The 25,715-nt window shown below is 61.3% G+C and carries 21 protein-coding genes; 9 read left to right on the top strand and 12 right to left on the bottom strand.

The genetic code is table 11. The features are described 5' to 3' along the window. The first annotated feature begins 18 nt into the window (after positions 1–18). From P0Y65_19755 to P0Y65_19740, 4 genes are all read left to right on the top strand, one after another. Positions 19–717: a FadR/GntR family transcriptional regulator gene (locus tag P0Y65_19755; protein ID WEK06852.1), complete on the top strand. Its 699-nt coding sequence runs from the start codon at positions 19–21 to the stop codon at positions 715–717. A 61-nt stretch (positions 718–778) separates the two neighbouring features. Next, entirely contained in the window at positions 779–1,753 is a 975-nt protein-coding gene (locus P0Y65_19750) for a mannonate dehydratase (protein ID WEK04383.1), read from the top strand. 22 nt (positions 1,754–1,775) lie between these two features. Then, positions 1,776–2,678 (top strand): 5-dehydro-4-deoxyglucarate dehydratase, encoded by a 903-nt coding sequence (gene kdgD / locus P0Y65_19745; GenBank protein WEK04382.1) that lies wholly within the window; start codon positions 1,776–1,778, stop codon positions 2,676–2,678. Between the two features lie 103 nt (positions 2,679–2,781). Continuing rightward, positions 2,782–4,083, top strand: a complete 1,302-nt coding sequence (locus P0Y65_19740; GenBank protein ID WEK04381.1) for a GH1 family beta-glucosidase — start codon at positions 2,782–2,784, stop codon at positions 4,081–4,083. A 195-nt stretch (positions 4,084–4,278) separates the two neighbouring features. Here P0Y65_19740 and P0Y65_19735 read toward each other — a convergent pair whose 3' ends face one another. Then, on the bottom strand, positions 4,279–4,917 hold the full coding sequence (locus P0Y65_19735) for a hypothetical protein (GenBank protein WEK04380.1): 639 nt from the start codon (positions 4,915–4,917) through the stop codon (positions 4,279–4,281). A 212-nt stretch (positions 4,918–5,129) separates the two neighbouring features. Between P0Y65_19735 and treY the strand changes: the two genes are divergently transcribed. Continuing rightward, positions 5,130–7,538: a malto-oligosyltrehalose synthase gene (gene treY / locus P0Y65_19730; GenBank protein WEK04379.1), complete on the top strand. Its 2,409-nt coding sequence runs from the start codon at positions 5,130–5,132 to the stop codon at positions 7,536–7,538. Between the two features lie 35 nt (positions 7,539–7,573). Here the strand turns inward: treY and P0Y65_19725 are convergent, their stop codons facing one another. Next, a complete protein-coding gene (locus P0Y65_19725) occupies positions 7,574–8,545 on the bottom strand; it encodes an aldo/keto reductase (protein WEK04378.1) in 972 nt (323 codons plus the stop codon). Between the two features lie 134 nt (positions 8,546–8,679). On the opposite strand from P0Y65_19725, the gene P0Y65_19720 reads away from it, so the two are divergent. After that, entirely contained in the window at positions 8,680–9,561 is an 882-nt protein-coding gene (locus P0Y65_19720; GenBank protein ID WEK04377.1) for an AraC family transcriptional regulator, read from the top strand. Positions 9,562–9,607: 46 nt separating this feature from the next. Here P0Y65_19720 and P0Y65_19715 read toward each other — a convergent pair whose 3' ends face one another. The 3 genes from P0Y65_19715 to P0Y65_19705 all read right to left on the bottom strand — a co-directional run bounded on the left by P0Y65_19715 (position 9,608) and on the right by P0Y65_19705 (position 14,420). After that, positions 9,608–12,037: a membrane-bound PQQ-dependent dehydrogenase, glucose/quinate/shikimate family gene (locus tag P0Y65_19715; GenBank protein WEK04376.1), complete on the bottom strand. Its 2,430-nt coding sequence runs from the start codon at positions 12,035–12,037 to the stop codon at positions 9,608–9,610. Between the two features lie 324 nt (positions 12,038–12,361). Then, complete coding sequence (locus tag P0Y65_19710; GenBank protein WEK04375.1) at positions 12,362–14,203, bottom strand: alpha-amylase family glycosyl hydrolase; 1,842 nt, start codon at positions 14,201–14,203, stop codon at positions 12,362–12,364. Between the two features lie 13 nt (positions 14,204–14,216). Continuing rightward, a complete protein-coding gene (locus tag P0Y65_19705) occupies positions 14,217–14,420 on the bottom strand; it encodes a DUF2934 domain-containing protein (GenBank protein WEK04374.1) in 204 nt (67 codons plus the stop codon). 213 nt (positions 14,421–14,633) lie between these two features. On the opposite strand from P0Y65_19705, the gene nhaA reads away from it, so the two are divergent. Further along, entirely contained in the window at positions 14,634–15,839 is a 1,206-nt protein-coding gene (gene nhaA, locus P0Y65_19700) for a Na+/H+ antiporter NhaA (protein ID WEK06851.1), read from the top strand. A 42-nt stretch (positions 15,840–15,881) separates the two neighbouring features. On the opposite strand, the gene P0Y65_19695 is transcribed toward nhaA, so the two are convergent. Together P0Y65_19695 and P0Y65_19690 are read right to left on the bottom strand one after the other, a co-directional pair. Next, a complete protein-coding gene (locus P0Y65_19695; GenBank protein ID WEK04373.1) occupies positions 15,882–16,274 on the bottom strand; it encodes a transcriptional repressor in 393 nt (130 codons plus the stop codon). A 237-nt stretch (positions 16,275–16,511) separates the two neighbouring features. Beyond that, entirely contained in the window at positions 16,512–17,360 is an 849-nt protein-coding gene (locus P0Y65_19690; GenBank protein WEK04372.1) for a hypothetical protein, read from the bottom strand. A gap of 470 nt (positions 17,361–17,830) precedes the next feature. Here P0Y65_19690 and P0Y65_19685 point away from each other — a divergent pair, with 470 nt between their 5' ends. Continuing rightward, positions 17,831–19,888: a hypothetical protein gene (locus P0Y65_19685; protein WEK04371.1), complete on the top strand. Its 2,058-nt coding sequence runs from the start codon at positions 17,831–17,833 to the stop codon at positions 19,886–19,888. A 101-nt stretch (positions 19,889–19,989) separates the two neighbouring features. Here P0Y65_19685 and P0Y65_19680 read toward each other — a convergent pair whose 3' ends face one another. The 5 genes from P0Y65_19680 to P0Y65_19660 form a co-directional block, all read right to left on the bottom strand. Then, positions 19,990–20,742: a hypothetical protein gene (locus P0Y65_19680; protein WEK04370.1), complete on the bottom strand. Its 753-nt coding sequence runs from the start codon at positions 20,740–20,742 to the stop codon at positions 19,990–19,992. A gap of 34 nt (positions 20,743–20,776) precedes the next feature. Beyond that, positions 20,777–22,027: an HlyD family type I secretion periplasmic adaptor subunit gene (locus P0Y65_19675; protein ID WEK04369.1), complete on the bottom strand. Its 1,251-nt coding sequence runs from the start codon at positions 22,025–22,027 to the stop codon at positions 20,777–20,779. A 186-nt stretch (positions 22,028–22,213) separates the two neighbouring features. After that, complete coding sequence (locus P0Y65_19670) at positions 22,214–22,414, bottom strand: hypothetical protein (protein ID WEK04368.1); 201 nt, start codon at positions 22,412–22,414, stop codon at positions 22,214–22,216. 77 nt (positions 22,415–22,491) lie between these two features. Beyond that, positions 22,492–24,324: an ABC transporter transmembrane domain-containing protein gene (locus P0Y65_19665; GenBank protein ID WEK04367.1), complete on the bottom strand. Its 1,833-nt coding sequence runs from the start codon at positions 24,322–24,324 to the stop codon at positions 22,492–22,494. Positions 24,325–24,380: 56 nt separating this feature from the next. Further along, on the bottom strand, positions 24,381–25,031 hold the full coding sequence (locus P0Y65_19660) for a TIGR02466 family protein (protein ID WEK04366.1): 651 nt from the start codon (positions 25,029–25,031) through the stop codon (positions 24,381–24,383). Positions 25,032–25,172: 141 nt separating this feature from the next. Here P0Y65_19660 and P0Y65_19655 point away from each other — a divergent pair, with 141 nt between their 5' ends. Continuing rightward, a complete protein-coding gene (locus P0Y65_19655) occupies positions 25,173–25,715 on the top strand; it encodes a GNAT family N-acetyltransferase (GenBank protein WEK04365.1) in 543 nt (180 codons plus the stop codon).

Here is a 25,715-nt window from a genome sequence, read left to right as displayed (position 1 = left end):
AGGAGGTAGATTGTGTCACTGGATCAAATGCCTAGGCGGCGGCAGCGGCTGGCTCAGGCCGTCATTGACGAACTGCGACAGCAGATCGAAGGCGGCGCGCTCTGCGCCGGGGCACGCCTGCCGACCGAACCGCAGCTCGAGGCCCAGTTCGAGGTCAGCCGCACCGTGGTGCGCGAGGCCATTGCCGAATTGCGCGCAGCCGGCCTCGTCACCCCCATCCAGGGCAAGGGCATGTTCGTTTCCGACGCCCTGCCCAATATTCACCTCACCCCCACAGAGATCCAGAGCATCCCTCAAACCCTTGAGATGCTTGAATTTCGCATTGCTGTGGAGACCGAAGGCGCGGCCATCGCCGCCTATCGCCGCTCGGCCCAGCAGGAGGCCGACATCCGCGCCGCCAACATGGTTCTGGCCGAAAAAATGGCCTCAGGGGAAGCCACGATCACCGCCGATTTCGCCTTCCACGAGGCCATTGCCCGCGCCGCCAACAACCGCCATTTCGTCGATGCATTGCACCGCTTTGGCGCCCGCTCCATCCCGCGCAGCCAGTTTCCTACCCTGCCGGACGCCGAGGGCCGCGACTATCTGTCCAAGGTCCTGGGCGAACACGAGCGCATTCTCAACGCCATCGCCGACCAGGATCCGGACGGCGCGCGCCAGGCCATGCGGGAGCATTTGACCGGCAGCCAGAAGCGCTATCGACAGCTCGCCCGCTAACAAACGTCTCGACAGCACCACAAAGTCATATTATGTCATACCTTACCAAAAGGAGGACGGCATGTATGTAGGGACTCAGCTTCAGGCGCGCGAGGACGACGACTATCGGGTCTGGTCGCAGCTCGGCATCAAGCACATCTGCCAGGACCCCTATACCAGGCTGGGCACCTGGACGCTCGACGACCTCAAGGCCCTGCGCGAGAAGGTCGAAAGCTTCGGCCTGATCCTCGACATGATCCAGCTCCCCCTGCCCTCGAGCCCGATCGAGACGGCGACCTATCCCGATATCCTGCTGGCTGGTCCGAACCGCGATCGCCAGATCGACGAGATCTGCCAGCTGATCGAAAACTGCGCCACCGCCGGCATCCCCGCCGCCAAGTACAATCTCAACCTGATCGGCATTCCCCGCACCCCCGACGAGCTCGGTCGCGGCGGCTCGCTCAATGCCTCCTTCCGCTGGGACAAGACCGATCAGAATGCCGCACCAGGCCTCGCCGGCGTGCTGTCGGAAGACGAGAACTGGGAGCGCATCGACTATTTCCTCGAGCGCGTCGTGCCGGTTGCCGAAAGCAATAAGGTGCGCCTCGCCTGCCACCCGCACGACCCCTACACCCCGCCCGGCTTCAAGGGCGTGACCCGCGTGCTCGGCACCGTGGATGGCCTCAAGAAATTCGTCCAGCTGCGTGAAAGCCCCTACCACGGCCTCAATTTCTGCCAGGGCACGGTCGGCGAAATGCTCGACAACCCGCGCGAGGAAATCGCCGACGTCATCCGCTGGTTCGGCAGCCGCGACAAGATCTTCAACCTGCACTTCCGCAACATCCGCGGCCACAAGCTGAGCTTCATGGAAACCTTCCCGGACGAAGGCGACATGGACATGGCCGCCTCGCTCAAGGTCTACAAGGAAGTCGGCTACAAATACATGATCATGCCCGATCACGTGCCCGCCATTTCCGGCCGTGACCCGCAGGGCGTCGCCTTTGCCTACTGCTACGGCTACACCGCCGCGCTGCTGCAGGCCCTCGAAACCTACTGATCCCTCTCTCAGGACCGATTTTATGACTCCCAACGAAGTCAAGGCCGCGCTCGGCAGTGGACTGCTGTCTTTCCCGATCACCACCTTCACGGCCGATCTCAAGTTCGATGAAGAGGCCTATATCGCCCATATCGACTGGCTCGACGGCTTCGGTGCCGCAGCGCTCTTCGCTCCTGGCGGCACCGGCGAAATCTTCTCGCTGACCCCCGACGAAGTGGCCCGCGTCACCAAAGTCGCCAAGGCCCATGCCGGCAAGACCCCGATCCTCGGGGGCGCCGCCTATGGCACCGCCATGGCCGTCGAAATGGCCAAGGCTGCCGAAGCTGCCGGTGCCGATGGCATCCTGCTGCTGCCGCCCTACCTGATGTTTGCCGAACAGGCCGGCCTCATCGCCCATGTGAAGGCCGTCTGCGATGCCGTTGGCATCGGCGTCGTCGTCTATAACCGCGACAATATCCTGCTCACCGCCGACAGCATGCAGCGCCTGGCCGACCAGTGCCCCAACCTGATCGGTTTCAAGGACGGTCACGGCGAAGTTGACCGCGTCATCGAGATCACCACCAAGCTGGCCGATCGCCTCGTCTATATCGGCGGCATGCCGACCCACGAGCTCTATGCCCAGGCCTATTTCTCGGCCGGCGTCACCACCTATTCCTCGGCTGTTTTCAACTTCGTGCCCGAGCTGGCCCAGAAGTTCTATGCGGCCCTGCGCGCTGGCGACAAGCCAACCACCGACCAGATCCTCAAGGACTTCTTCTTCCCCCTGGTCGAGCTGCGCAACCGCAAGAAGGGCTATGCCGTCTCGATCATCAAGGCAGGCCTCGAAGCCCGCGGTCGCAAGGCCGGCCCGGTACGCCCACCGCTGACCGACCTGAGTGGCAAAGAAATGGACCTGCTCAAGGCGATCATCGCCAAGGTCGTCTGACGCTCACGCTTCCGCCCGCGCCTCCCTTTGCGGAGCGGGAGCTGGCTCCCCGGTCCCCGACCGGGGAGCCTCTTTTTTACCGTTCACCCATCAAGGACGCACCATGTTTACCCACAAGCGTACCGATTTCGGCCCCGACTTCCTCTTCGGCGTGGCCATGGCGGCCCATCAGATCGAGGGCGGCCAGACCGATGGTCGCGGCCCCTCCATCTGGGACACCTTTGCCAATACGCCCGGCAATACCCGCGATTTTGGCAATGGCAACGTGGCCTGCGACCACTACAATCGCTGGGCCGAAGATCTCGACCTGATCCGCGACGGCGGTTTTGACGCCTATCGCTTCTCCTTCTCCTGGTCGCGCCTGATCCCCGAGGGCACCGGCGCGCTCAACCAGAAGGGTTTTGATTTTTACGATCGCCTGATCGACGGCATGCTCGAGCGCAATATCAAGCCGCTTGCCACGCTCTACCACTGGGACCTGCCCAGCGCCCTGCAGGATCGTGGCGGCTGGATGAACCGCGACACCAGCCACGCCTTCGCCGACTATGCCGCCATCGCTGCCGAAAAATTCGGCAGCCGCCTCGAAAGCATCGCCACCTTCAACGAGCCCTGGTGCATCACCGTGCTCAGCCATTTCCTCGGTGCCCATGCTCCCGGCTATCGCGACGTGCGCGCCACCGCCCGCGCCATGCACCACGTGCTGCTGGCTCATGGCCTAGGCATCAAGGCCATGCGCGAGGTCGGCACCAACGACAAGCTCGGCATCGTGGTCAACATGGAAAAATGCGATCCGGCCAGCGACAAGCCGGAGGACGTGGAAGCGGCCGCTCTGGGCGATGCCATCTTCAACCAGTTCTTCCTCGATGGCGTGCTCAAGGGCAGCTATCCGGAAAAGGTTACCGACATCCTCGAGCCGCATCTGCCGAAAAACTGGCGCGACGACATGCCCACGCTCAACCAGCCTCTCGATTGGGTCGGCATCAACTACTATACGCGCTTCCTCTACACCGCCGATCCAAAGGTGCCGGTCTTCCCCTTCACCCAGGCCCGCGGCCCGCTGGAAAAGACCCATGTTGGCTGGGAAGTCATTCCCGAAGCGCTCACCGAATTCCTGGTCCGCGTTTCCACCCGCTATCCGGGCCTGCCGATCTATGTCACCGAAAATGGCGCTTCCGAACTCGACGAGGCCAAGCGCATCAGCTTCTTCGACCGTCACTTCGCCGCGATGATCGAAGCCAAAAAGCAGGGCGTCGACCTGCGCGGCTATATCGCCTGGACGCTGATCGACAATTTTGAATGGGCTGAGGGCTGGATGCCCAAGTTCGGCATCGTCGGCATGGATCCCGAAACGCTGGATCGCCAGCCCAAGGACAGCTACCGCGCCTTCCAGGCCATGCTGAAGTAACAGCATTGCTCAGTTAAGCCATGGGACAGCCCAGTCCCATGGCGCCGCACTTGCGACCGACCAACATTCAACTCAGGCTGAGCCGAAAATGACGGTTTTCGAGCACCGGAGCGCAGCGTACGTTTGGGTACGTGAGCACCGGAAGCGCAGAAAACTGGCGTTTGCAGGCCAGCATCAGTTGAATGCCGGTTGGTCCTAGCGCAGCAGCCCGTCGCGCTCGAACTCTTCCCAGCCCACCAGCTTGGGCCGCGGCCCTTCCTCCATACCACTCTCTGCCGGGGCTTCGACCTCGGCACTCTTCTGCGACCGCGCGAGCTTTGCCTTCCATGTCGCCCGCCGCCGGTTTTCTGCCGCCGTCGCAGCATCTTCCTCGCGCCAACTGGCAATGGCCTCGCCGTCGAGCAACTCCTCCACCCGGCGCGGATCGAACACGTGGAAGGTAATCTTCTTGGCCCGTCCGCGCAGCTTGACCGTCCGCGTTCCCGCGCTCGGCAGGCGCCCATCCTTGAGCCAGCGATGGCGCTCGCTGGTCTTGATCGTCAGGATATCCTCGATCTCCCGCGGAATGACCGGCAGGTCCTCGATGCCATCGAGGGTCTTGTCGACAATGACGCAGGCCTTGCGGAAATCACCCTCGGCATCCTCGTCCATGCTGAGGATGAGCACGCTGGCCCGCACATCGAGCATTTTTTTCAGCGCGGCTGGCAGCTTCGCGCGGATTTCGAGCAAAATGCCCTTCACCCGCACCGATGAACCGAGCGTTGCTGCAGCCGGCAGCGTCCATTCCCTGACGATCTGCGGACGTTCGATCTTCTTCTTGGCGATACGGGGCATGGCCCACACATAGGCGGTCTGGCCGGCGTCTTCAACGCCACTGCAGCGCTCCCGCCCCGCGCGACCGTCGCAATGTCGTGAGCAGCACCCAGGCCGAAATAGACCGCCGCGTGGAGCGACTTGGCCCCTCCAGCGTTGCCTCGGCACATGGCGACCCACCCCGCCCTGTCTCTTGTCCGCAATCGAAACCCACCCCCATCATCGAGGCCCTTTTGTTCCCGCTACGCGCCACCTATCGTCTGCAGCTCAACAAGGACTTCACCTTCGCTCATGCGCAGGCGGTCATTCCCCACCTGGTCGAACTGGGCGTCAGCCACGCCTATCTCTCGCCCATCCTGATGGCCCGCCCCGGCAGCACGCATGGCTATGACACGGTGGATCACACAAGGATCAATCCCGAGCTTGGCACGCTGGAGGAGTTCCGCGCCCTGGTCACGGCGCTGCGGGCAAGCGACATGGGCGTGCTTCTCGACTTCGTGCCCAATCACATGGGCGTCGGCGGCGCCGCTAATCCGCTCTGGCTCGATGTCTTGAAGCACGGCAAGACCAGCCGCTATGCCGATTGGTTCGACATCGACTGGATGCCCCCGTGTGACGCTCTCAAGGGCAAGATCCTGGTCCCCTTCCTGGGCAAGAGCCACGCACAATGCCTCGCCGATGGCGATTTCGAACTCCGGGCCGATGCAGACGGCCTCTCCGTCTGGGCCCATGGCGAACACAAGCTGCCGCTCAGCCCGGAAACTGAAAAGTCCCTGCAGCAACACTATGGCTCTACCGAAGCCACAATCGCGGCTCTTTCCGGCCCATCCGGCCGGGCCGCACTCGACGAGTTGATGGCAGCGCAGCATTGGCGCGCCGCCCATTACGCCACGGCCGGCGACGAGATCAATTACCGCCGCTTCTTCGTCAATTCCGATCTGGCGGGCATCCGCGTTGACCGCCCCGATGTCTTCGCCCATAGCCACCAGCTCATCCTGCAGCTCATCGAGGACGACCTCATCGACGGCCTGCGCATCGATCATATCGATGGCCTGCTCGACCCGCAGGGTTACCTAGAGACCCTGCGCGCCCATGCGCCAAAGCTTTCCTATCTCGTGGTCGAGAAAATCCTCGCGCCGCATGAAAGGCTGCGCCGGTCCTGGCCCATCGAGGGCACCACCGGCTATGAAGTCGGCGCCCTTCTCACCCGCACCCTCGTGGCCGCAGAAGCAGAACCCGCCCTCACCAAAACCTATGCCGATTTCATCGGCCCCCTGACCGCGCCCGAAGACGAGACCTATGCCTGCAAGCTGCGCATCATGGACAATGAACTGGCGGCCGAACTCTCCACCCTCTCCGGCCTGCTGACGGACCTCGCCTGGTCCGTGCCCGCAACGGCTGACCTCACGACGCTCGGTCTGCGCCGCGCCGTCCGCGAAGTCATCGCCCACCTCTCGGTCTATCGCACCTATATCGACGACGCCGGCTCGACCGCTCGGGACCGGCGCGAGATCGGCCGTGCCATTGCCATGGCCCGCCGCTCACGCCTGCAGGATCGCCCCGCCACATACGATTTCCTCGAAAACCTGTTCTGTCTGGGCCTGAGCCACGCCTATGATCCGGCGCTGGTGGCCAAAGTCATCGGCCGCTTCCAGCAATATTCCGGCCCCATGATGGCCAAGGGTCTTGAGGACACCGCGCTCTATCGCTACAACCGCCTTGTGGCGCTCAACGAGGTCGGCGCCCATCCCGACCGCTTCTCGGTCAGCATCGCCGCCTTTCATGATGCCAATCGGCGCCGCCTCGCCGAAACCCCGCTCGGCATGATTTCCACCTCGACCCATGACACCAAGCGTGGCGAAGACATCCGCGCCGTCATCAGCACCATGGCCGACCATCCCGCCCAATGGTCCTCCAGCGTCGTGGCATGGCGCGACCTGCTGACCCGTGAAAGCATCACCGGCCTCCAGCCTAATGAACTCTATCTCTTCTTCCAGCTCCTGCTCGGCGGCTGGCCCATCGTCGAACCCGCCACCGACCTGGCCGACCGCCTCACCGGCGCCATGCTCAAGTCTGCCCGCGAAGCCCGCCAGTTCACCGACTGGAATTTCAATAATTCGCAGCATGAAAAAAATATCGAGCGCTTCGTCGCCGAAGCGCTGCAATGCCAGCCCTTCATCACCCGCTTCCTCGCCGACCGTCAGCTCTTCCTTATCACTGCTAAGCGCAAGGCGCTGATCCAGACCGTGCTCAAGCTCACCATCCCCGGCATCCCCGACATCTATCGCGGCGCCGAGGACTGGGAGCAGAGTTTTGTCGATCCCGACAATCGCCGACCGCTCGACTTCACCCATCTGGCACATCGGCTCGCGGACCCGTCGGCGCCCGACCGCGAAAAACTCCTCGTCACCCAATCGCTGCTGCAACTCCGCAGACGTCTCCCGGACCTGTTCCTGGAGGGCAGCTACGAGCCCGTTCAGGCTCCCGCCAGCATTTTGAAGTTCAACCGTAAGAAGTCGTCCAGCATGCTTGCGGTGCTGGCCGACCTGTCGCCGGGTCATCAACGCGTGCTGGAATTTGACGCCTCCGGCTGGGTAAACGTGGTCGAGCAGGCCGGCGTCCGCGTCCTGTTACGGCAATAATTGAGGATTGGCGGCGCCATAGCGCCGCCGTTTCCTCAGATCCAGGTCGGCACCATGTCCCCGGCATAGCGCGCACCAAACGCGCCGTCGGGCAGCACCTGCTTGATCCGGTCCAGATCCTCTGCCGACAGGACAAGCTCGGCCGCACCGATATTTTCCTCCAGCCGCGCGATCCGCCGGGTACCAGGAATGGGCACGATGTCGTCGCCCTGGGCCAGCAGCCAGGCGAGTGCAAGCTGCGACACTGTCGCGTTCTTGCTCTTGGCCAGCTCTTCAAGTTGGCGCACCGCCTCAAGATTTTTCTCGAAATTGCCCGGCTGCCAGCGCGGATCGAAGCGGCGCATGTCGCTCTCTTCATATTCCGCGGCCGGCTTGACACTGCCCGTCAGAAAGCCACGCCCGAGCGGCGAATAGGGCACAAAGCCGATGCCCAGCTCTCGCGTCGTCGGCAACACGGCCTCGACCTCGCGCTCGAAAACCGAATACTCCGTCTGCAGCACCGTCACCGGCTGCACGGCATGCGCCTTGCGGATGGTCTGCGGCCCAGCCTCGCTGAGACCGAAATACTTCACCTTTCCCTCGGCGATCAGGTCCTTGACCGTCCCAGCCACATCCTCGATCGGCACGTTCGGATCGACGCGATGCTGATAGAAAATATCGATCTGCTCGACACCCAGATACCGCAGGCTGTTCTCGGCAACTTGGCGAATATGGCTCGGCTGGCTATTGACGCCATACTGCCCGTTCTCGATGGTGAAGCCGAATTTTGTAGCGATGACAATATCATCGCGAAACTCCTTGACCGCCTGCCCGATGAATTTCTCGTTCTCGCCCCAGCCGTAGAGTTCGGCCGTGTCAAAGAAGGTCACGCCCAGGTCATAGGCACGTTTGATGAGGTCGAGCCCCGCCTGCGTATCTGCCGAACCATAGGCGAGGTGAAACCCCATCGCGCCATAGCCGATCGCCGAAACCTCCGGCCCGTTCCTGCCCAATATGCGCTTGTCCATGCTGATAGCCTTTCTGCTGTTGCTGCCAATAGGTAGGAGCGCTAGCCGCCGAACCGCATGCCTGATGGTCCCGAATGATTGCCTGATCCTGCCGATCCCTTGACCTTTTGAGGCAAGCGATATCGGATACGGCCATGAGTGACTTCGACGATATCCGCAACATCGCCCTGCGCCACGCCGGCCGGCACAATCCCGCGCTGCCGCGCGTCCTGGCCTATCGTGTCGATGGCCAGACCCCGGCCGCAGGCCTCATCTACGAGCCCGTGGTCTGCCTTGTCCTGCAGGGCCGCAAGCGCACCTTCATCGGCGACAACGTTCTCGAATATGGCGCCGGAGAGTATATCGTCGTCGCGGCCGAGCTGACCGCCATGGGCCAGGTCTGCCAGGCGACCACCGACGAGCCCTATCTCGCGCTCAATCTGCTGCTTGATCCCGCGGTCATCTCGAGACTTCTGCTCGACATGTCGGGCCATGCCGAACCGCCCCTGCAGTCAGGTTTTGGCGTCACCAAAGCCAGTCCGGCCCTGCTCGAAACCTGGCGGCGCTTCGCCGGACTGCTTGACCGTCCCGAGGAAATACGGGTCATGGCCTCCCATCTCGAGCACGAATTGATCTTCCGCCTGTTGATGGGCCCGCAGGGCGGATTGCTACGTCAGATTGCCGGGGCAGACTCTCGTCTCTCCCATATCCGGCGCGCCATGGGATGGATCAAGCAGCATTACGCCAATCCGGTGAGCGTCGATGCCATGGCGGCGGTCGCCGGCATGAGCGCATCGGTCTTCCACCGCCGCTTCAAGGCGGTCACCGGCGTCAGCCCCCTGCAATATCAAAAGCACATCCGCCTGCATGAGGCCCGGCGCCGACTTATCACCGAACGGGCCGAAGCGGCCACCGTGGCCTATGCCGTCGGCTATGAAAGCGCCTCGCAATTCTCGCGCGAATACAAGCGCTTCTTCGGCGCGCCACCGCGCCGCGATGCCGACGCCATGCAGACCCTCACCGAACCGGGTCCGTAATCCCGGAAAGAAAAACGCCGCAGCAGGAGCCGCGGCGTTTGATAGATCAGTCGGGAAGCGCGTAGGCGATCACATAGTCGCCGCGATCTGGCGACTGGCGGCCACCGCCGGCCGAGATGACCACATATTGCTTGCCCGTGGTCGGCGAGCGGTAGCTCATCGGTCCGCCCTGGCTGCCGACTGGCAGGCGGGCTTTCCACACTTCGGCACCGGTCGCGGTGTCATAGGCGCGGATGTAATAATCCTGCACGCCGGCGATGAACACCAGGCCGCCCTGGGTTGCCAGCGTACCGCCCAGTGTCGGCATGCCGATCGGGATCGGCAGGCCCATCTTGATGCCCAGCGGACCAGTATCCTGCACCGTGCCGACTGGCACCTGCCAGGCGATCTGCTGGGTCTGCATGTCGATGGCGGTCATGGTGCCGAAGGGCGGTTCCTGGCAAGGAATGCCGAGCGGCGACAGGAAGCGGTTCTTGTTGACCGCATAGGGCGTGCCCTGCATCGGCACGAGGCCCATGCCAGTGTTGGTGGATTCGCCACCATCGGCCACCGCGTCGGTTGGCGCAGCTTCAAACATCTGGATCCACAGACCGAGACGCATGTCGTTGACGAACAGATACTGGCTGTTCGGATCATAGGACAGGCCGCCCCAGTTGAGGCCACCCAGCGAACCGGGAAAGCTCAGCGACACGTCGGTATCGGGAACAGTGTAGAGTCCATCGTAGCGCATGGACTTGAACCAGATGCGGCAGAACAGCTGGTCGAACGGAGTGGCGCCCCACATGTCCGCCTCAGTCAGCGTCTGTGCGCCGATCTGTGGCATGCCGACTGACTTGGGCTGTGTCGGGGCATAGGGCTCGTTGGGAATGGTGCCAGGCTTGACCGGGAACTCCTCCACTGCCGTCAGCGGCTGGCCAGTCAGGCGGTCCAGCACATAGAGCTGGCCAGCCTTGGTGCCGACGACCAGCGCCGGCGTTACAGTGCCATCCTCGGCCGTGAAATCGAACAGGGTCGGCTGCATCGGCACGTCGAAATCCCAGAGGTCATTATGGACCGTCTGATAAACCCACTTCTCGCGACCCGTGGTGGCATCGAGCGCCAGCACCGACGCGCCGTACTTGTGGTCGAGCACGGTGCGATCGGCACCCCACAGGTCGACCGACGGGCTGCCCACCGGCATGAAGACGGTGTTCATGGCCGGATCATAGGACATGGAGGCCCAGACATTGGGCGTGCTGCGGGTATAGCTCTCGCCAGGCGGCGGCAGCAGGGTGATCGCCGGGTTGCCCGGATCGAAGGCCCAGCGCAGCGCACCGGTAACCACGTCGAAGCCGCGCATCACACCACCCGGCATGTTTTCACTGACATTGTCGGCAACGCGGCCGCCAACAACGACCGTGGTTCCCGCTAGCGTCGGCGCCGAGGTCAGCACATATTGCGGATCGGGCGCATCGCCCATGCCGATCTTGAGATCGACGCGGCCATTGGTGCCGAAGTCCGGGCAGAAGGCGCCGGTATCGGCATCCAGCGCGATCAGCTGGGCGGTAATTGTATTCATCAGCACGCGGCGTTCGCAGAGCGCACCGGCAGCCACAGATACCGGTGTCACCGGCGTCGAATTGGCAATGGTCGGCTGTTCGAGCGGAGCATTGGCGTCGAAATAGGCGAGGCCACGGCAGCGCATCCACACCGAGGACTCGGCGTTGACTTCGGTCTTCCACAGCTCCGCACCGCTGTCGGCGTCAAGCGCGATGACATTGTTGTGTGGGGTGCAGAGGAAAACCTTGTCGCCCACCTGGAGCGGGGTCTGTTGGTCCTCGGCGCCATTTGCACCTGGGCTGATCGGCGTATCGCCGGTGCGATAGGTCCAGGCGACTTCGAGATCCTTGACCGTGTCGCGGTTGATCTGGTCAAGCGCCACGAAACGGGAGCCGCCAGCATCATTGCCATAATGCTCCCAGTTCTGCTGCTCGCCACCAGGCGCAACCGCCGTCAGCTCTGGGCCAGCACCGGTTGCCGAAACAGTGGCATGGGGCACGAACATGCCGGCAAAGCCAGCCGCTGCCGCAATCGCAATCACAGCCGCCGGGAAATAGGCGGCCAGCCGCCTGGCCGATTGCCCCTGGGCACGCCACAACAGCGGCAGTGTCAGCAGCACGACGACGGCACCCACCGACATGGCGAGGAGGCGCGAGATCAGCGGCCAGAAATCAATGCCTGCCTCCCACACGGCCCAGAGGATCGTGGCGAGGAACACCAGGACGAAGAGCACCGCGCCCGAGGGCTTGCGCCGAAAGATCTGAATGGCCGAAACCACGATGGCAATGCCGGCAGCGAGGAAATACCAGCTGCCGCCCAGCTGCACGAGGCGGGCACCGCCGCCGGCAAAGGCGAGACCAGCCAGCAACAGCACGATCCCCAGGAGGATCAGCCAGGCCTTGGCGATGAATGAGAGGGGGGAAGGGATGTCTGACACGTGGAAGCTCCGGCTTTACGGTTGCGCGGTCCTCCCAAAGCAGCGCTTTGCCCCTCAATGCTCCCGCGGCGGAACTTAGTAAACCCCGATTGCCCCACAATTAATCGACTGTGATAAACACGCTGTTCACAAGACGGATCGAAGCTGGGACCATTGCCGGCCATGTGGCGCTGCCCCGGTCCGGGAACTCGGTCCCTTAGTCTGGATGATCGAACTTGGCTGGATGGCCTATATTCTGGTGACGGCCTTCCACCGGACCGCAGCTGGCCGTGGCAAGGCGCATGATTTGCTGGTCGGGGTCTGGGTGAGCGGCCGTGCCTCTGCTCAGCCACGCACCTCTGGCCTCAAGAGAATGGCCGTATTGCCGGGCAGCACCGAAAACTTGTCGGTGTCGAACGCTCGGCGTCCAGCCCCGCCATAGTCGGGGTGCTCGCTCGACCATTGCAATACCCACTTCTGTCCGCCGGGCGGCGCCAGAAGGGGTTCGGCGACGACACCGATATTGAGGTCGCGCCCCAGGTTCAGCAGCAATAGCCGCTGGTCGGCGCTTGTCTCGGTGAGATAGCGGATGAGCAGCGCACTGTCGGAAATCACCGCCCCGTCGATCCGGCGTCGATGGCGTTGCGAAAAGGCGCGGTCGGCACGGCGCAACGCGATCAGATCACGATGCAGCGCCAGAACCCCTCGATTGCGATCAAGCTCCGGCCAGTCGAGCTTGCTGGCAAGAAATGTGTCGGGCGCCGATGGATCGGGCAGGCGCACCGACATCTCGGGATCGGTCACGCTGGAAAAGTTGCTCAGGGACTCTCGCCGACCATCTGCCACCGCTCGTGCAGCATCGCCCGTCACGCCCAGGAAATAGGAGAACGCCCGCGTGGAGCCGAATTCCTGCCCCTGGAACAGACAGGGCGTCTGCGGTCCGAGCAGCAACAACGCGGTTATGGCGCGCAGCCGCTCCGGCGCAATCAAACGCGACAACCGCAACCCCTGGGCCGAATTGGCAACCTGGTCATGATTTTCGAGAAAATGCACCACGCGGTCGGCCGGCGTATCGAGATTGTCGGTACCATAAACCGTATTCCGCATGTCCGAACGCTGGCCCTGGTAGAGAAAGCCGTGCTTGAGCGCCGAAACCAGTTCCTGCGGCGTACCAAGGTAGTCCCGGTAGTAGAAATCATTGTGGCCAGTGACGGCGACCCGCGCCGCGTGCTGAAAGTCGTCGCTCGCCAAGGCATCCAGCCCGTATCCGCCGTCCGCCGGCCGCTCGACCAGTCGCCGATCCTGCGGCTGGTTTTCACCCAGGACATAGATTGACCGATGCCCCGCTGCTGCCCGCGCCGCCGAAACGATCTCGGCGATGATATGGGTGTCGCTGTCGTCGATCAGGGCCTGGGTCGCATCGAGCCGCAAGCCATCGATATGAAAGTCACGCACCCAATAGGCCGCGTTGCCGGAAATGAAATCGCGCACCGGCCCGGAGGATACGCCGTCGAAATTGAAGCTCTTGCCCCATTCGGTAACGTGCCGGTCGGTGAGGTAGTGTGAACTATAGGCCTCGAAATGTCCGCCCATGCCAACATGGTTGTAGACAACATCGAGGATGACGCCGAGGCCAAGGGCATGGGCCCTGTCGATGAAAGCGCGCATCTCGTCTGGCGTGCCATAGGGCGCAAAGGGTGCGTAAGGCAGCGTTGTGTCGTAGCCCCAGCCAAAGGCACCCTCAAAGGTGGCCACAGGCATCAGATGGATGATGCTGACGCCGAGCTCATGCAGATGCTCGAGGCGTCGCGTTGCCGCATCCCAGGTGCCATTCCCAGTGAACGTGCCGACATTCAACTCGTAGATCAGATGATCGAAATGACCCGGGCCACGCCAATTCTCATCGGTCCACGCATAGGCGCTCGACTGAACGGCTGACCACCCCGCATTGCCGTCCGGCTGGCAGCGGGACGCAGGGTCCGGCAGGACGGGACCATTGTCGACACGAAAACCATATCGCGCTCCCGGCCGCACACCCGCAACATGGGCGTGAAAATAGCCGTCACTCTGCGGCATCAGCGCCGTTTCACCGTGACCTTCGATCTCTACCGTGACCGTCTGGCGACCCTCTGCCCAGACCGTGAAACTGGTGCCAGTCTCGTCGGGAACAGCGCCAGGGATCGGCATCACCGATGCCGGGTCAGTGCCTCGGCTCGTCGCCGGGTTCCGGCGAACGATCGCCCGGCGCTTGGCCGCGTTCCCGCAGCAACGTCTCGAGAGCCTGGAACCAATAATCCGTTTCCCGCCCGTTGGGCCGGCCATTGTCTTCCCACAGATGATAGGCGGCCTGGCGGACTCGCTGCTCGAAGTCCATGTCCACGAATTTTTCGGTGTTCTCGTACATCGCGTTTCCTCCTGCGATCCCTGAGAACGTGGAACAACCCCGACTCGCTCCATTGGCCTTGACGAAATATCGAACCAGCGACGGCATTGCGGGACGAAATCGCTTGGCGAGCCGTCCACTGAAGGCTAGCTTGCTCACGGCGCGTGCTGCGGTGCCTTGGGCTTCCCAAAATCCACGGAGATCTGTTTTAACCTCTCGCAAGGAGGAAGACGCATGTCTTTGCCGCCAGCGGTCCGCAGCCGACCCATATCCATCATTCGTAGCTTCCTCGACAATTCGGCATCAGGCGGCATTGTGCTGATGCTGGCTGCTGCCTTGGCCATCCTGATCGCTAACTCGCCGTTGGCCGAAGCCTATTTCGAAGCCCTGCACGTCCATGTCGGCGGCCTTTCCGTGCTGCACTGGATCAATGACGGGCTGATGACCCTGTTCTTCCTGATGGTGGGACTCGAGATCAAACGCGAGGTCCTCGATGGTCAACTCTCCACCTGGTCGCGCCGCATATTGCCAGGGAGCGCAGCGCTGGGGGGCATGGCTGTTCCTGCCTTGATTTTTCTCGCCTTCAACCTGGGAGACGGAGGGCACTCAGGTGGCTGGGCTATTCCAGCTGCAACGGACATAGCCTTCGCTTTGGGGGTGCTTTCTCTGCTCGGCAAGCGCGTACCAACTTCGCTCAAAGTCTTTCTCACCGCGCTGGCCATCATCGACGATCTTGGCGCAGTGATCATCATAGCCCTGTTCTATACCACTTCGCTCAACACACTGGCGCTGATCGGTGCAGCAGCATTGATCGCCCTGCTGGTGGCGCTGAACCGGCTTCGGGTGATGAACCTTTTGCCGTATCTCATCCTGGGATTTGCTCTCTGGCTCGTGGTCTTGCTGTCGGGCCTGCATGCCACGCTGGCCGGTGTGGTGCTGGCGCTGACCATTCCGTTGCGGCCCAGCCCGACGCGGCCTTACGACATGCAGTCCCCGCTCAACCAACTCGAACATGCCATCCAGCCCTGGACTACCTTCATCATTGTGCCGATCTTCGGCTTCGCCAATGCCGGCGTGTCCTTTGCCGGGATGAGCCTGCAGTCGCTGCTTGATCCGGTGTCTCTGGGTGTCGCGCTGGGACTGCTGGTTGGCAAGCAGCTAGGGGTATTTGCAGCATCGGTGCTAGTCATCCGGGCTGGCTGGGCCGAATTGCCGATGTATGCCTCCTGGCGTCAGCTTTACGGTGTGTCGATCCTTTGTGGCATAGGTTTCACCATGAGCTTGTTTATCGGCCTTCTGGCGTTCCCCGGCGCGCAGATGCTGCAGGATGAAGTCAAGCTCGGCGTTCTCGCCGGATCGGTGACCGCCGCAATCCTTGGCGCTATGCTTTTGAGAATGTCACCGTCGCGGGCGACCAGATCGGAAACGCCGAATAGCTGAATGGCTCGTCGGGCCGAAGTTGCTGATCAATATTGGCGTCAGCTATCCCTGTTCCTGGATGGTCGAGGTCTTGGTGACGCGGACCACGACATCGATATGCGTCACCCTCATGCCTTGCGGTGCTATTGGCCAGCACTGCAGCACGATGGCGTTTGGGGGAATGTCGATCACGCGCTGTTCGTGCTCGAGGTAGAAGTGATGGTGGTCCGAAGTATCGGTGTCAAAGTATGACCGGGCCGCATCAACGGCCACCTGGCGGAGAAGCCCGGCTTTCTGGAACTGGTGCAGCGTGTTGTAGACCGTTGCGAGGGAGACATCGACCCCGGCTTCCTGAACTTCGCCATGCAACTGCTCAGCACTGACATGGCGATGTGAACCAGCAAGCAGCAGCTCGCCAAGCGCGAGGCGCTGGCGCGTCGGCCGAAGCCCGTTCATGCGTAGGACCGCGGCCACGCATAGGCAGTTGGACGACAGCTGCGTCGGTTTTTGAAGTCCATCGGCCACTTTTCGTGCCTCTCCTCACAAAAATCGCCGCAGTGACTATTGATCAGCTTTCCTCGAAATTCAAGGTCGACTTCCGGTCGCTGTAGTTACTTATTTGAACTATCAAAGTAACGCGAAAGCCTACCGAAATAAGTTCTTGAATACCGCTTGAACAAGAGCTCGCTCGTGTTATGGCGCTATGCAGTCTTCAAGGGGTTGGGCGCCGGACAATTCTGGCTCCGCGGCGCTGAAGATCGTCTGCAGCACGGCCAGCCGGGCGGGAACCAAGGTTTCCATGCGGCCAACCACGTCTAGGGGGAGACGTTCGCGGTGCCGTAGATAGGTCAGGCCGAAAAGCGCGGTTTCGGCGAGATCCTCACCCTCGGGCTTTTCTGCTGCATAATCGGTGATGAACTGACCATCGGACTCCCGGGCCTGCAGCCATTCCGCACTCTGCGACCAGTCGGCATCGAGCGTCGCATGCACCGACTCGTGAAACACCGTCTCTTCGAGATCATGAGTACCGATGCGGGCCTGGATGTTGTCGGCGTAAAGAACAAAGAAGTGGCCGAGATGTTCGGCGAAGGCGGCGTGGTAGCCGGAATGGACAACGACATGCGACAGCCGTTGCCGCATGATGGCCGGCAGTCGCCCCAGGGGCCCAAGCAGAAGGCCCGCGAAATTTTCCGCATCTGGTTTCGACCCTACCGAGGGGTGGACCCAGATGCCGACTTGGCTCTGGTCCAAAAAAGTCACTTCAAACTGATAGACGTCCGAGGCCATCAGCTTGTCGCTGTCCAGCGCGCCGGGCATTTCCTGCTCGGCCTGACCAAGGTAGCGCAAGCAGGCTGGTACGGCCGGATCGCTGGCCATGATGAAGTCGATGTCGTTTGACACCACCGAATTCTCGAACAAGGGTTCGGCTACGGCCAAACCAACCAGCAGGCTATAGCCGAGCACAGCTGTGGCCAGTCCCAACAATCCCGAGCACCCGCCGGCGGCACCATGCCGGTTCCCCCGGCCATTCACGGTTTGCATCTCCCCGCTCCCTCCGAGGCGAAAGCCTGTTCATCAGACGATTACTTCGTCGTTTACTTATCGAGAGGCGGGATGAGCGCCACGTGTGAATGTAGTGAGGCAATCTAGGTGAATTTGCGACAATTGTTCAACTTCAGCCTTCTTGCAACCTATGGTTAATAACGCTATCGTGAAAACAGAGGGGCAGTGAGTCTCCTCTTTTCCGCGGACACCAGCCTTCTTCGGAAAATAACAGTATGGTTGGACGATGTTGATCTGCACGGCCATTGGGAACGTTGCTTGACCCCCAGGGTGTCGAGCCGTGTGCACGTGCCATGAACATCGCAACAGTCGGTTGATCTTATAGATCAACTTGCCTGGTTACTCATCCAGGTTCGGTCCAGTGTAGGCCGGCCACTCTTAAAACAGCATTGAAGGACGTCGCCATTGGCAATCCCGCCGGTGGCCGCGTTCCATTGGAGAAGCTCAAAATGTCTAAGAGTGACATCGCGGTGCATGACGTCTCGGAGGCGCTCATCGCCGCTCTGGAAATCGGCCACGATCCGTTTGAGGCGATCGTGGATCTGTTCGGCGCCAACGACCTGTTCGCGCCCCTCAGTTTCAATGAAGGCGACGAAGACAACGAAGGTGATGAGGGCAACGAGAACGACGAAAACGACGAAGGCAACGAAAGCGACGAATCCAACGAGAACGACGAGAACGATGAGGGCAATGAGAATGACGAGGGCGATGAGCCCGATGATGGCGACGAGGGCAATGAAGGCGACGAGGGCAACGAGCCGGACAATGACGACGAGGGCAATGAGGGCGACGAGAGCGACGAAACCGATGAGAACGACGAGAATAACGAGGGCGACGAGGCCGACGAAAACGACGAGGACGATGAGGGCAATGAGGGCGATGAGAGCGGTCTAGGCGACGAAGGCGATGAAGCCGACGAAGACGACGAGGCTGACGAGGGCGACGAGGGCGATGAGGCTAATGAAAACGACGAAGACAATGAGGGCAACGAGGCCGACGAGGGTGACGAGGGTGACGAGGGCGACGAGGGCGACGAAAGCGACGAAGGCGACGAGGCCGATGAAGCCGACGAAGGTGATGAAGGCGACGAAAGCGCCGTCGGAAACACCGACGAGGGCGATGAGAGCGACGAAAACGATGAGGGCAATGAGTCCGACGAGGGCAATGAGGCCGACGAGGGCGATGAAGGCGACGAGGACGACGAGGTCAACGAGGACGATGAGGACGACGAGTCCGACGAGGGTGACGAGGCTGACGAGAGTGACGAGGGCGACGAGAGCAATGAGGATAACGAAGGCGACGAGGTGAACTACGGCGACGAGGGCGACGAGGATGACGAGAGCAACGAGCAGGATGAAGGCGACGAGGGCGACGAGGCCGACGAGGGTGACGAGAACGACGAGAACGATGAGGGCAACGAGCCCGACGTCGGGAACGATGAATATGACGAGGGCGACGAGGACAATGAGGGCGACGAGCCCAACAATGGCGACGAGAACGACGAGGGCGATGAGTCCGACGAGCTGGACGAGGATGATGAGGGCGACGAAAACGACGAGGGCGACGAGGACAACGAGTTTGATGAAGGCGACGAGGGCAACGAGGACGACGAGGACAACAACGAGAATGACGAGGGCGACGAGGCCAATGAGAACGACGAGGACAACGAGGACGACGAAAACGACGAGGGTGACGAGGGCGATGAAGGTGACGAAGGCGACGAGACCGATGAAGACACTGATGTGATCGGCGACGAGGGCGACGAGGGCGACGAAAACGACGAGGGTGACGAGGACGACGAGGGCGATGAAGACGACGAGGGCGATGAAGACGACGAGGCTGACGAAGGCGACGAGGCCGACGAGGACGACGAGTCTAATGAAGGCGACGAGGATAACGAAAGCAACGAGGGCGACGAAGGGAACGAGGACAACCTCAACAATGACAACGAGGGCGACGAGAACAACGAGGACAATGAGGGTGACGAGACCGACTCCGGAGCCGACGAAGATAACGAGGGCAATGAGGGCGACGAAGGCGGTGCGGGCGGCAACAACGAGGATGACGAGGGCAACGAGGACGACGAGGGCAACGAGAATGACGAGGGCGACGAGAGCAACGAGGACGACGAGGCAAACGAAAACGACGAGAGCGACGAGGACAACGAGGACGACGAGGGCGATGAGAACGACGAGGGTGACGAGGGCGATGAGGGAGGCGAGGGTAACGAGAACGACGAGGCCAACGACGAGAACGACGAGGGCGACGAGAACGACGAGGGTGATGAAGGTGACGAGGGCGACGAGATAGCCGACGAGGGCGATGAGGGTGACGAGGGCGAAGAGGGCGACGAAAACAACGAAGACGATGAAGGCGACGAGAACGACGAGGGTGATGAGGGTGACGAGGGCGACGAGCTGGACGAAGACGACGAGAACGATGAGGGCGACGAGAGCGACGAGGGTGATGAGGGCGACGAGAACGACGAGCCCGGAACAGAGGTCTGACTTTAGTCAGCATCTGACACAGGCGACCGGACATTCGTCCGGTCGCTCCAAACAGGAAGAAGCCCGGGAAACCGGGCTTCTTTTTGCATCGATCGCAGCTTTTATGCGGGCTGCACACCCAGGTCTCGCAAAAGTCCGGCGACTGTCACATGCCCCTCGAAAAGCGCCCATATGTCCGTTGGCGTGAGCCTGCTCTGCGCTTGAACGCCGAGATATCGGGCCATCGGATAGTTCCAGGCATAGCTGTAGGCCTGATCGGGTTGCGACAAGGCCGCGGCCAACCGCCTTTTGCCACTGCCGAAATACTTCTGATTGTCAGCGTTCCAAACCTGAGTGAGGCAATGGTGCTGCATCGCGTCCAACGACGCAATGTGGGCCAGGAGCGTATGCTCGCCGAGGAAGGCACATGTCTCTCTCATGACGGGCGAAACGAACCGTCCTTCACTCGCCACGATTTGCAGCGCATGCGCAAACTCATGGGCAAGCACGAGCTGGTCGGCAGGTTCGCCCGCAAAGCTGTAAAGAATGGTTGGATAGGTATTCGCCCCATTGTCCACCGTGACCGCTTTTCGCGATCCCTGGCGTCGGGCGACCAGCAGCCTCGTTGTGTTTGCGAAGGCGAGATCGATGATGTCCTTCTGTGCGGGGAAGAAGGCACGCATCGCCTCAACCGCGGTGCCCCAGGCGGTATCGACATCAATGACAGTGCCATCTGGCTCTGCCGCGCGCCGGTAACAGCCTGACATGGTAGAACGTAGGGGCATGGCGTCAAGCAGGCTCCGGCAGGTCGCCTGACTGAGCTCATGCAGCTGCAACCAGTCCGACAGGCTGTGCTGATTTGACGGGGGCGTCATGGGCCGTCGCCAAAGCGCTGCCGGCCCATTGCCTTCAGTCCCTGAAGGCCTTGGCAAAGTAGTCGACGATCGGCTTGACGACATAGCTCGCCGGCGACCGGCTCTCGGTGGTGAGAAACGCTTCCACGGGCATGCCTGAAATGAGCGACACATCGCCCAGCTTGACCAATTCTTCTTCGACGAGCGCCACGTCGACGTAATAGTAGAAGCCCTGTGTGCGTTCGTCGGTAAAGGCGTCGGCCGATATGGCCGTTACGGTGCCATCGATCATCGGGGTGGCCCGGCGGTTGAATGTGGTGAAACGCAGCGCTGAACGCTGGCCGATCTCGACCTGGTCGATGTCGATCGCTTCCACCCGCACGACGATCAGCATGGGCTGGTCGTCAGGGACGATATACATGATCGGCTTGGCGGCTTCGACAATCGAGCGCGGGCCAAGCACCTGGGAATCGAACACCATGCCACTGACCGGTGTGCGGACGTCGAGCTGGCTGATGCTGGATAGAATGGCATTCCGGTCTTCGATCAGCTTGGCCGACTGTTGCCGCAGCAGGTTCAGCTGGTCGGCACTGAGTTTTTTGGCATCGAGCGGAACGGCGTTGAGTTTCAGCTGCTGCCCTGACACCATTCCCTTGAGCTCGGCGACCTTGGACATCAGCCGGCCGATCTCGCCCTTGGCAGCGATGACCTCCTGCTGAAAGGTCGTCACAACTGTCTTGGTGATCAGGCCATTGCTGAGGCTTTCGGTGGCAACTGCCAGTTCATTTTCAAGCAATGCGAGTTCCTCGACCTTCGCATCGAGGGTGGCCTGTTCGCCGATGGCCTGCTCATCGATCTGCTGCGTTTCCTCTTCGAGCAGCGAGACCTGGGTCGCCACCGACTCGTAATGTGCGTCCAGCTGATCCTGTTGTTGCTGCAACATGTCCTGCAGCTCCGGATTTTTCCTTATGGCCTCCTGCAGGATTGGCTGTGGCTCCACCTCGTGCCGATCCTGCAGTTCCGCTTCGAGCCGCGCTTCGTTTGCCAGAATTTCGAACAGGCCGCTTTCTGTGGCTGCCAGTTCCGCACCGAGCTGGGTGTTTTCTAGCCTCAGGACCACATCACCGCTTTTCACCCTGTCGCCGTCGGTGGCGAGGATCTCGGCGACCACACCACCTCTGGGGTGCTGGACGGCGATGCGATTGGCAGAAGCCTGGACCTGGCCTTTGCCAATGACAGCACCGGAAATGCTGAAGGTCGTCGCCCAGGCAAAGGTGACGCCGACCAGACCAAGCAAGGCGCCCAAGCCAATTCCAAGTGGCTTGCGAATAGTCCACGCTCGCCGATTTCTCTTGTCGAGTTCCGGGTTTGCTGATCGACGTTTCCTGACGATTGCGCTCATCGAACTGCGCCTCCTTTGCCAGAGTGCGGCATGGAGAGATGGCTCCGCTATGGCCACACAACTGTACGTTTTCTGCCGCAGCGGGCAGCATCACCCCTTTTCGCCATCCGGCTCGAGCGGAGGCAGAACGACGACGCGACGGCTGATCGGCAAGGCGTCCAGAAGGATGCCCACACCGCCGTCCCGACGCTTGTAGGCAACGCCGATCTTGGTGAAGATGTCTTTGCCTTTTCCGCCCTCGCGCTCCCGGACGGAAAACACATCAAAATCAGGCTTATCTCCCTCGGCCATTTCGGCGCCTCGCTTCCTGTGGATTGTGCTGCTGCTAGTTCGTTACCTGTTCTTCGCCCGACATGGGTCCGCCTGGCTCAATTGACCGGTATGTTCGACCCCGGCGCCTTTGGCCCCCATACGGCACCACCAGACTCCTTGCGAACACGGACCGGGCCATCAGCGCTTTCATCATCACGCCGTATCCTGATGACCTTGCCTTCGTTCTCAAGCTCCAGTTCGACTTCCCTGAGGCTACCCTCTTCCAGGGTGAAGCGTCGGCTCGCCTTGAATGTCTTGAGAGCGAGGCGGCTGAAGATGATCAGGATGCCGCCTCTGCCCAGGAAGCTGCCGATTTCGCTTTTCATGCCGCGCGAAAGGCCCTCCCTCAACGTCTGGTCGGGCTCATCGACGACCAGAAGTATCGGATTGGGATAGAGGGCCCGCGCCAGGGCAAGCTGATGGCGTTCGCTCTTTGAGAAGATGCTCCCTGCTGTATCGATGCGCGTACGGTAACCCTCCGGCAATGCCAGAATCCTGTCATGCATCTGCGCCAGCCGCATCATCTGCACAATCCGGTCCTGATCGGGCGCGCTCGTCAGGCCCGCGATATTTTCTTCGATGGTGCCCGCCACGAAGGCGATCTGCTGTGGCACGTAGCCCACGGTCCTGGCCGCATCCGCAATCGACACGCGTTCGATGTCCACCACGCCGAGCAGGATGTCGCCTACCCTTCGGCATCCTGCCTGCTTGTCGAGCAATGACCCGCCTGGGGTCGAGCGCGGGCAACGACCGATCAGGGCCTCCGCGAAGACCGTCTTGCCAGAGCCGCTGTTGCCGACGATCTGCACGGAGGAGCCGGGCGCCACTTCCAGATTGAGGTTACTCAAGAGCTTTCGCTTGCCCGCCGAGCGAACGGTTACGTTCAACAGGCGGAGCGGTGCCGTACCCTCCAGCACTGCATCGGCCGGAACGACGGCAGGTCTGGGCGCCTTGAGGATTTTGTCGAGGCCCTTCCAGTTTGCCACCGCCTCGATGATGCTGGGTATCTGCTGGAGAAAGCGCTCCATCGGATAAAAGACATTCCGGGACAGATACATGGACGCGACCATCGCGCCGACTGTCATCTGCCCGTTGATGGCCAGATAGGCGCCGGCCGCCAGGGCCCCGTATTGGATCAGCCGGGCGGTGTGGGAGGACAGGATGGTGAACCAGGCATTCCAGTCCTTGAGCTCGATGGCCCGGTCGCGGGCCCGGCGGCGAGCCTGCACCCACTGATCGTTGAAGGCTGCCATCATCTGTTGCGATTCAATGACATCGCGTGAGACCAGCAGCCTCTCCTTCATTTCGTCGATCTTGTCGCCCGCCTCGCTGAACCGCTCATCCCGGTTTTTGGCGAAAGCCAGCTTCACCAGGGTGATGAGTCCAAGCACGAGCATTCCAGCCACCACCACCCAGCCGATCCACGGGCTGATGATGAAGACCGCGACCATGAACAGTGGCGACCACAGGAAGTCGAGGATGGTCACAAGCGAGCCGGAGTGGAAGAAACCCCGCAGCTTGTCGACTTCATTGAGGCCGGGCGCGGGCTTTGTCTGCGTCCGGCCGTAATAGGTATCTCGCGCTGCAGAGCTGAAGATATGATCCTCGATGCGTTCCTGAAAACGGGCGCCGAAGCGTCCGAGGATGCGTCGCCGTGAGTAGTCCAGCAGCGTCATCGCCACGAGAATGATGATCAGCAGGATCAGCAAGGCCACCAGCGTTGCCGACGACCGCGATGGCAGGACGCGATCGAAAATAAGGATCATGAAGAGGGGGCCGGACAGCTTCAGCGCGCTATAGGCGAAACTGAAAACAACCGAAAAATACAGAATGTACCTGAGGCTGTGGAATGCATCCCTCAGGACATTCTGGCTGCCGCTCTTAGCCATGATTGTCACACGAACAGATGGTCAAGATGTGTCGCGAAGGGGCGTGGCCGCCCCGTCTAACGCCGCATCTGATTTATGTTGAACGAGATGATGACCCGGTCGCCAGCCCGGCCGCTCTCTTTGGACATGTTCGTGTCGACGCCGTGGTAAAGCCACGCCGGGAACATGATCATGCGTCCCGCAATCGGCGTGTAGTTCACCTTCGTCCAGCAGTCGCGTGGTCGCTTCTTCTTGGCGATGTATTTTGGTTGATTCATGATCAAGACGGTACGAGGATCAATGAACTCGATATTCCCCGATACCGGTGGGGCCTGTACGTAGTAGACGCCGCTCCACAAGCTGTTCGGATGGACATGCGCCCGGTTGCCGTTGCCAGGAGGGTTTATGATCGACCACATCGTCGTGACCTTGAGGGCCTGGTCCTTGGCGTATCCCAGTTCCTCGGAGATCTTCTCCAGCGCCGCATCGATATGCGACATGATCGGCTGGTAGTCGTTGTTTTTGTGGAGGTTTGTGGCGCTATGCCAGCTGCCGAGCTCTGCCGTATTTGACTTGTTGACCCCGACCCGGTCTTTCTCGCGCTCCGCATAAGTTAAATCAAGAAGTTCTCGGTTTAGATCTTCTTTTTTATCGATGTCATATTGATAGACCATAGTCGGGAAGTAATTAGTACGCACAACATTGATGTCTGACAATGTGTCAAGCATGACGTTATCCTCCGCCTGCCCAATTTAGGTTGGGCTATCCGCCACTCGCGCCATACGATATTATACGATACTTGCAGCGATCAAGTCAAACCACATATGTGCTACCGTTAGTGCAAGTGCCATACTTCCATGGTGAGAGACATGCTTGTGCGCCCAACTGTCGAGAGCGATCTGCGCGCCATCACGGCGATTTATGCAGGGGCCGTTGCTGCAGGCGTCGGTTCATATGAGCTTGAAGCGCCTGATGTATCGGAGATGACACGCCGCTGGCAGAGCCGCATTTCAGCAGGCTATCCGCACATCGTGGCTGTGGTCGAAGACGCCGTTGTCGGCTTCTCCTACGCTGGTCGTTTCCGGACCCGCCCGGCCTATCGATTCCTGGTCGAAGACAGCATTTTTGTCGCGGCCGATTCGCAGGGCACCGGGGTCGGCAACGCACTCCTCACCGAATTGATCCGGCTGTGCGAGGAGAGAGGATACCGACAAATGCTGGCGCTGATTGCCGGCAGCAATGAGAACCCGGGCTCCGTCAGGCTGCATGACCGGCTGGGCTTTCGGCGATCCGGCCTGATCGAGGGATCTGCCTTCAAGCATGGGCGCTGGATCGATACGCTGCTGATGCAGCGAGCGCTGGGCGACGGCAAGGACTCGCTATCGCCAAGGCTACAATCCCGGCCAGTCTGA

Origin of the sequence: Candidatus Devosia phytovorans (assembly GCA_029202405.1) — a bacterium.
GTDB lineage: Bacteria > Pseudomonadota > Alphaproteobacteria > Rhizobiales > Devosiaceae > Devosia > Devosia phytovorans.
This window is presented reverse-complemented; position numbering and strand designations above follow the sequence as displayed.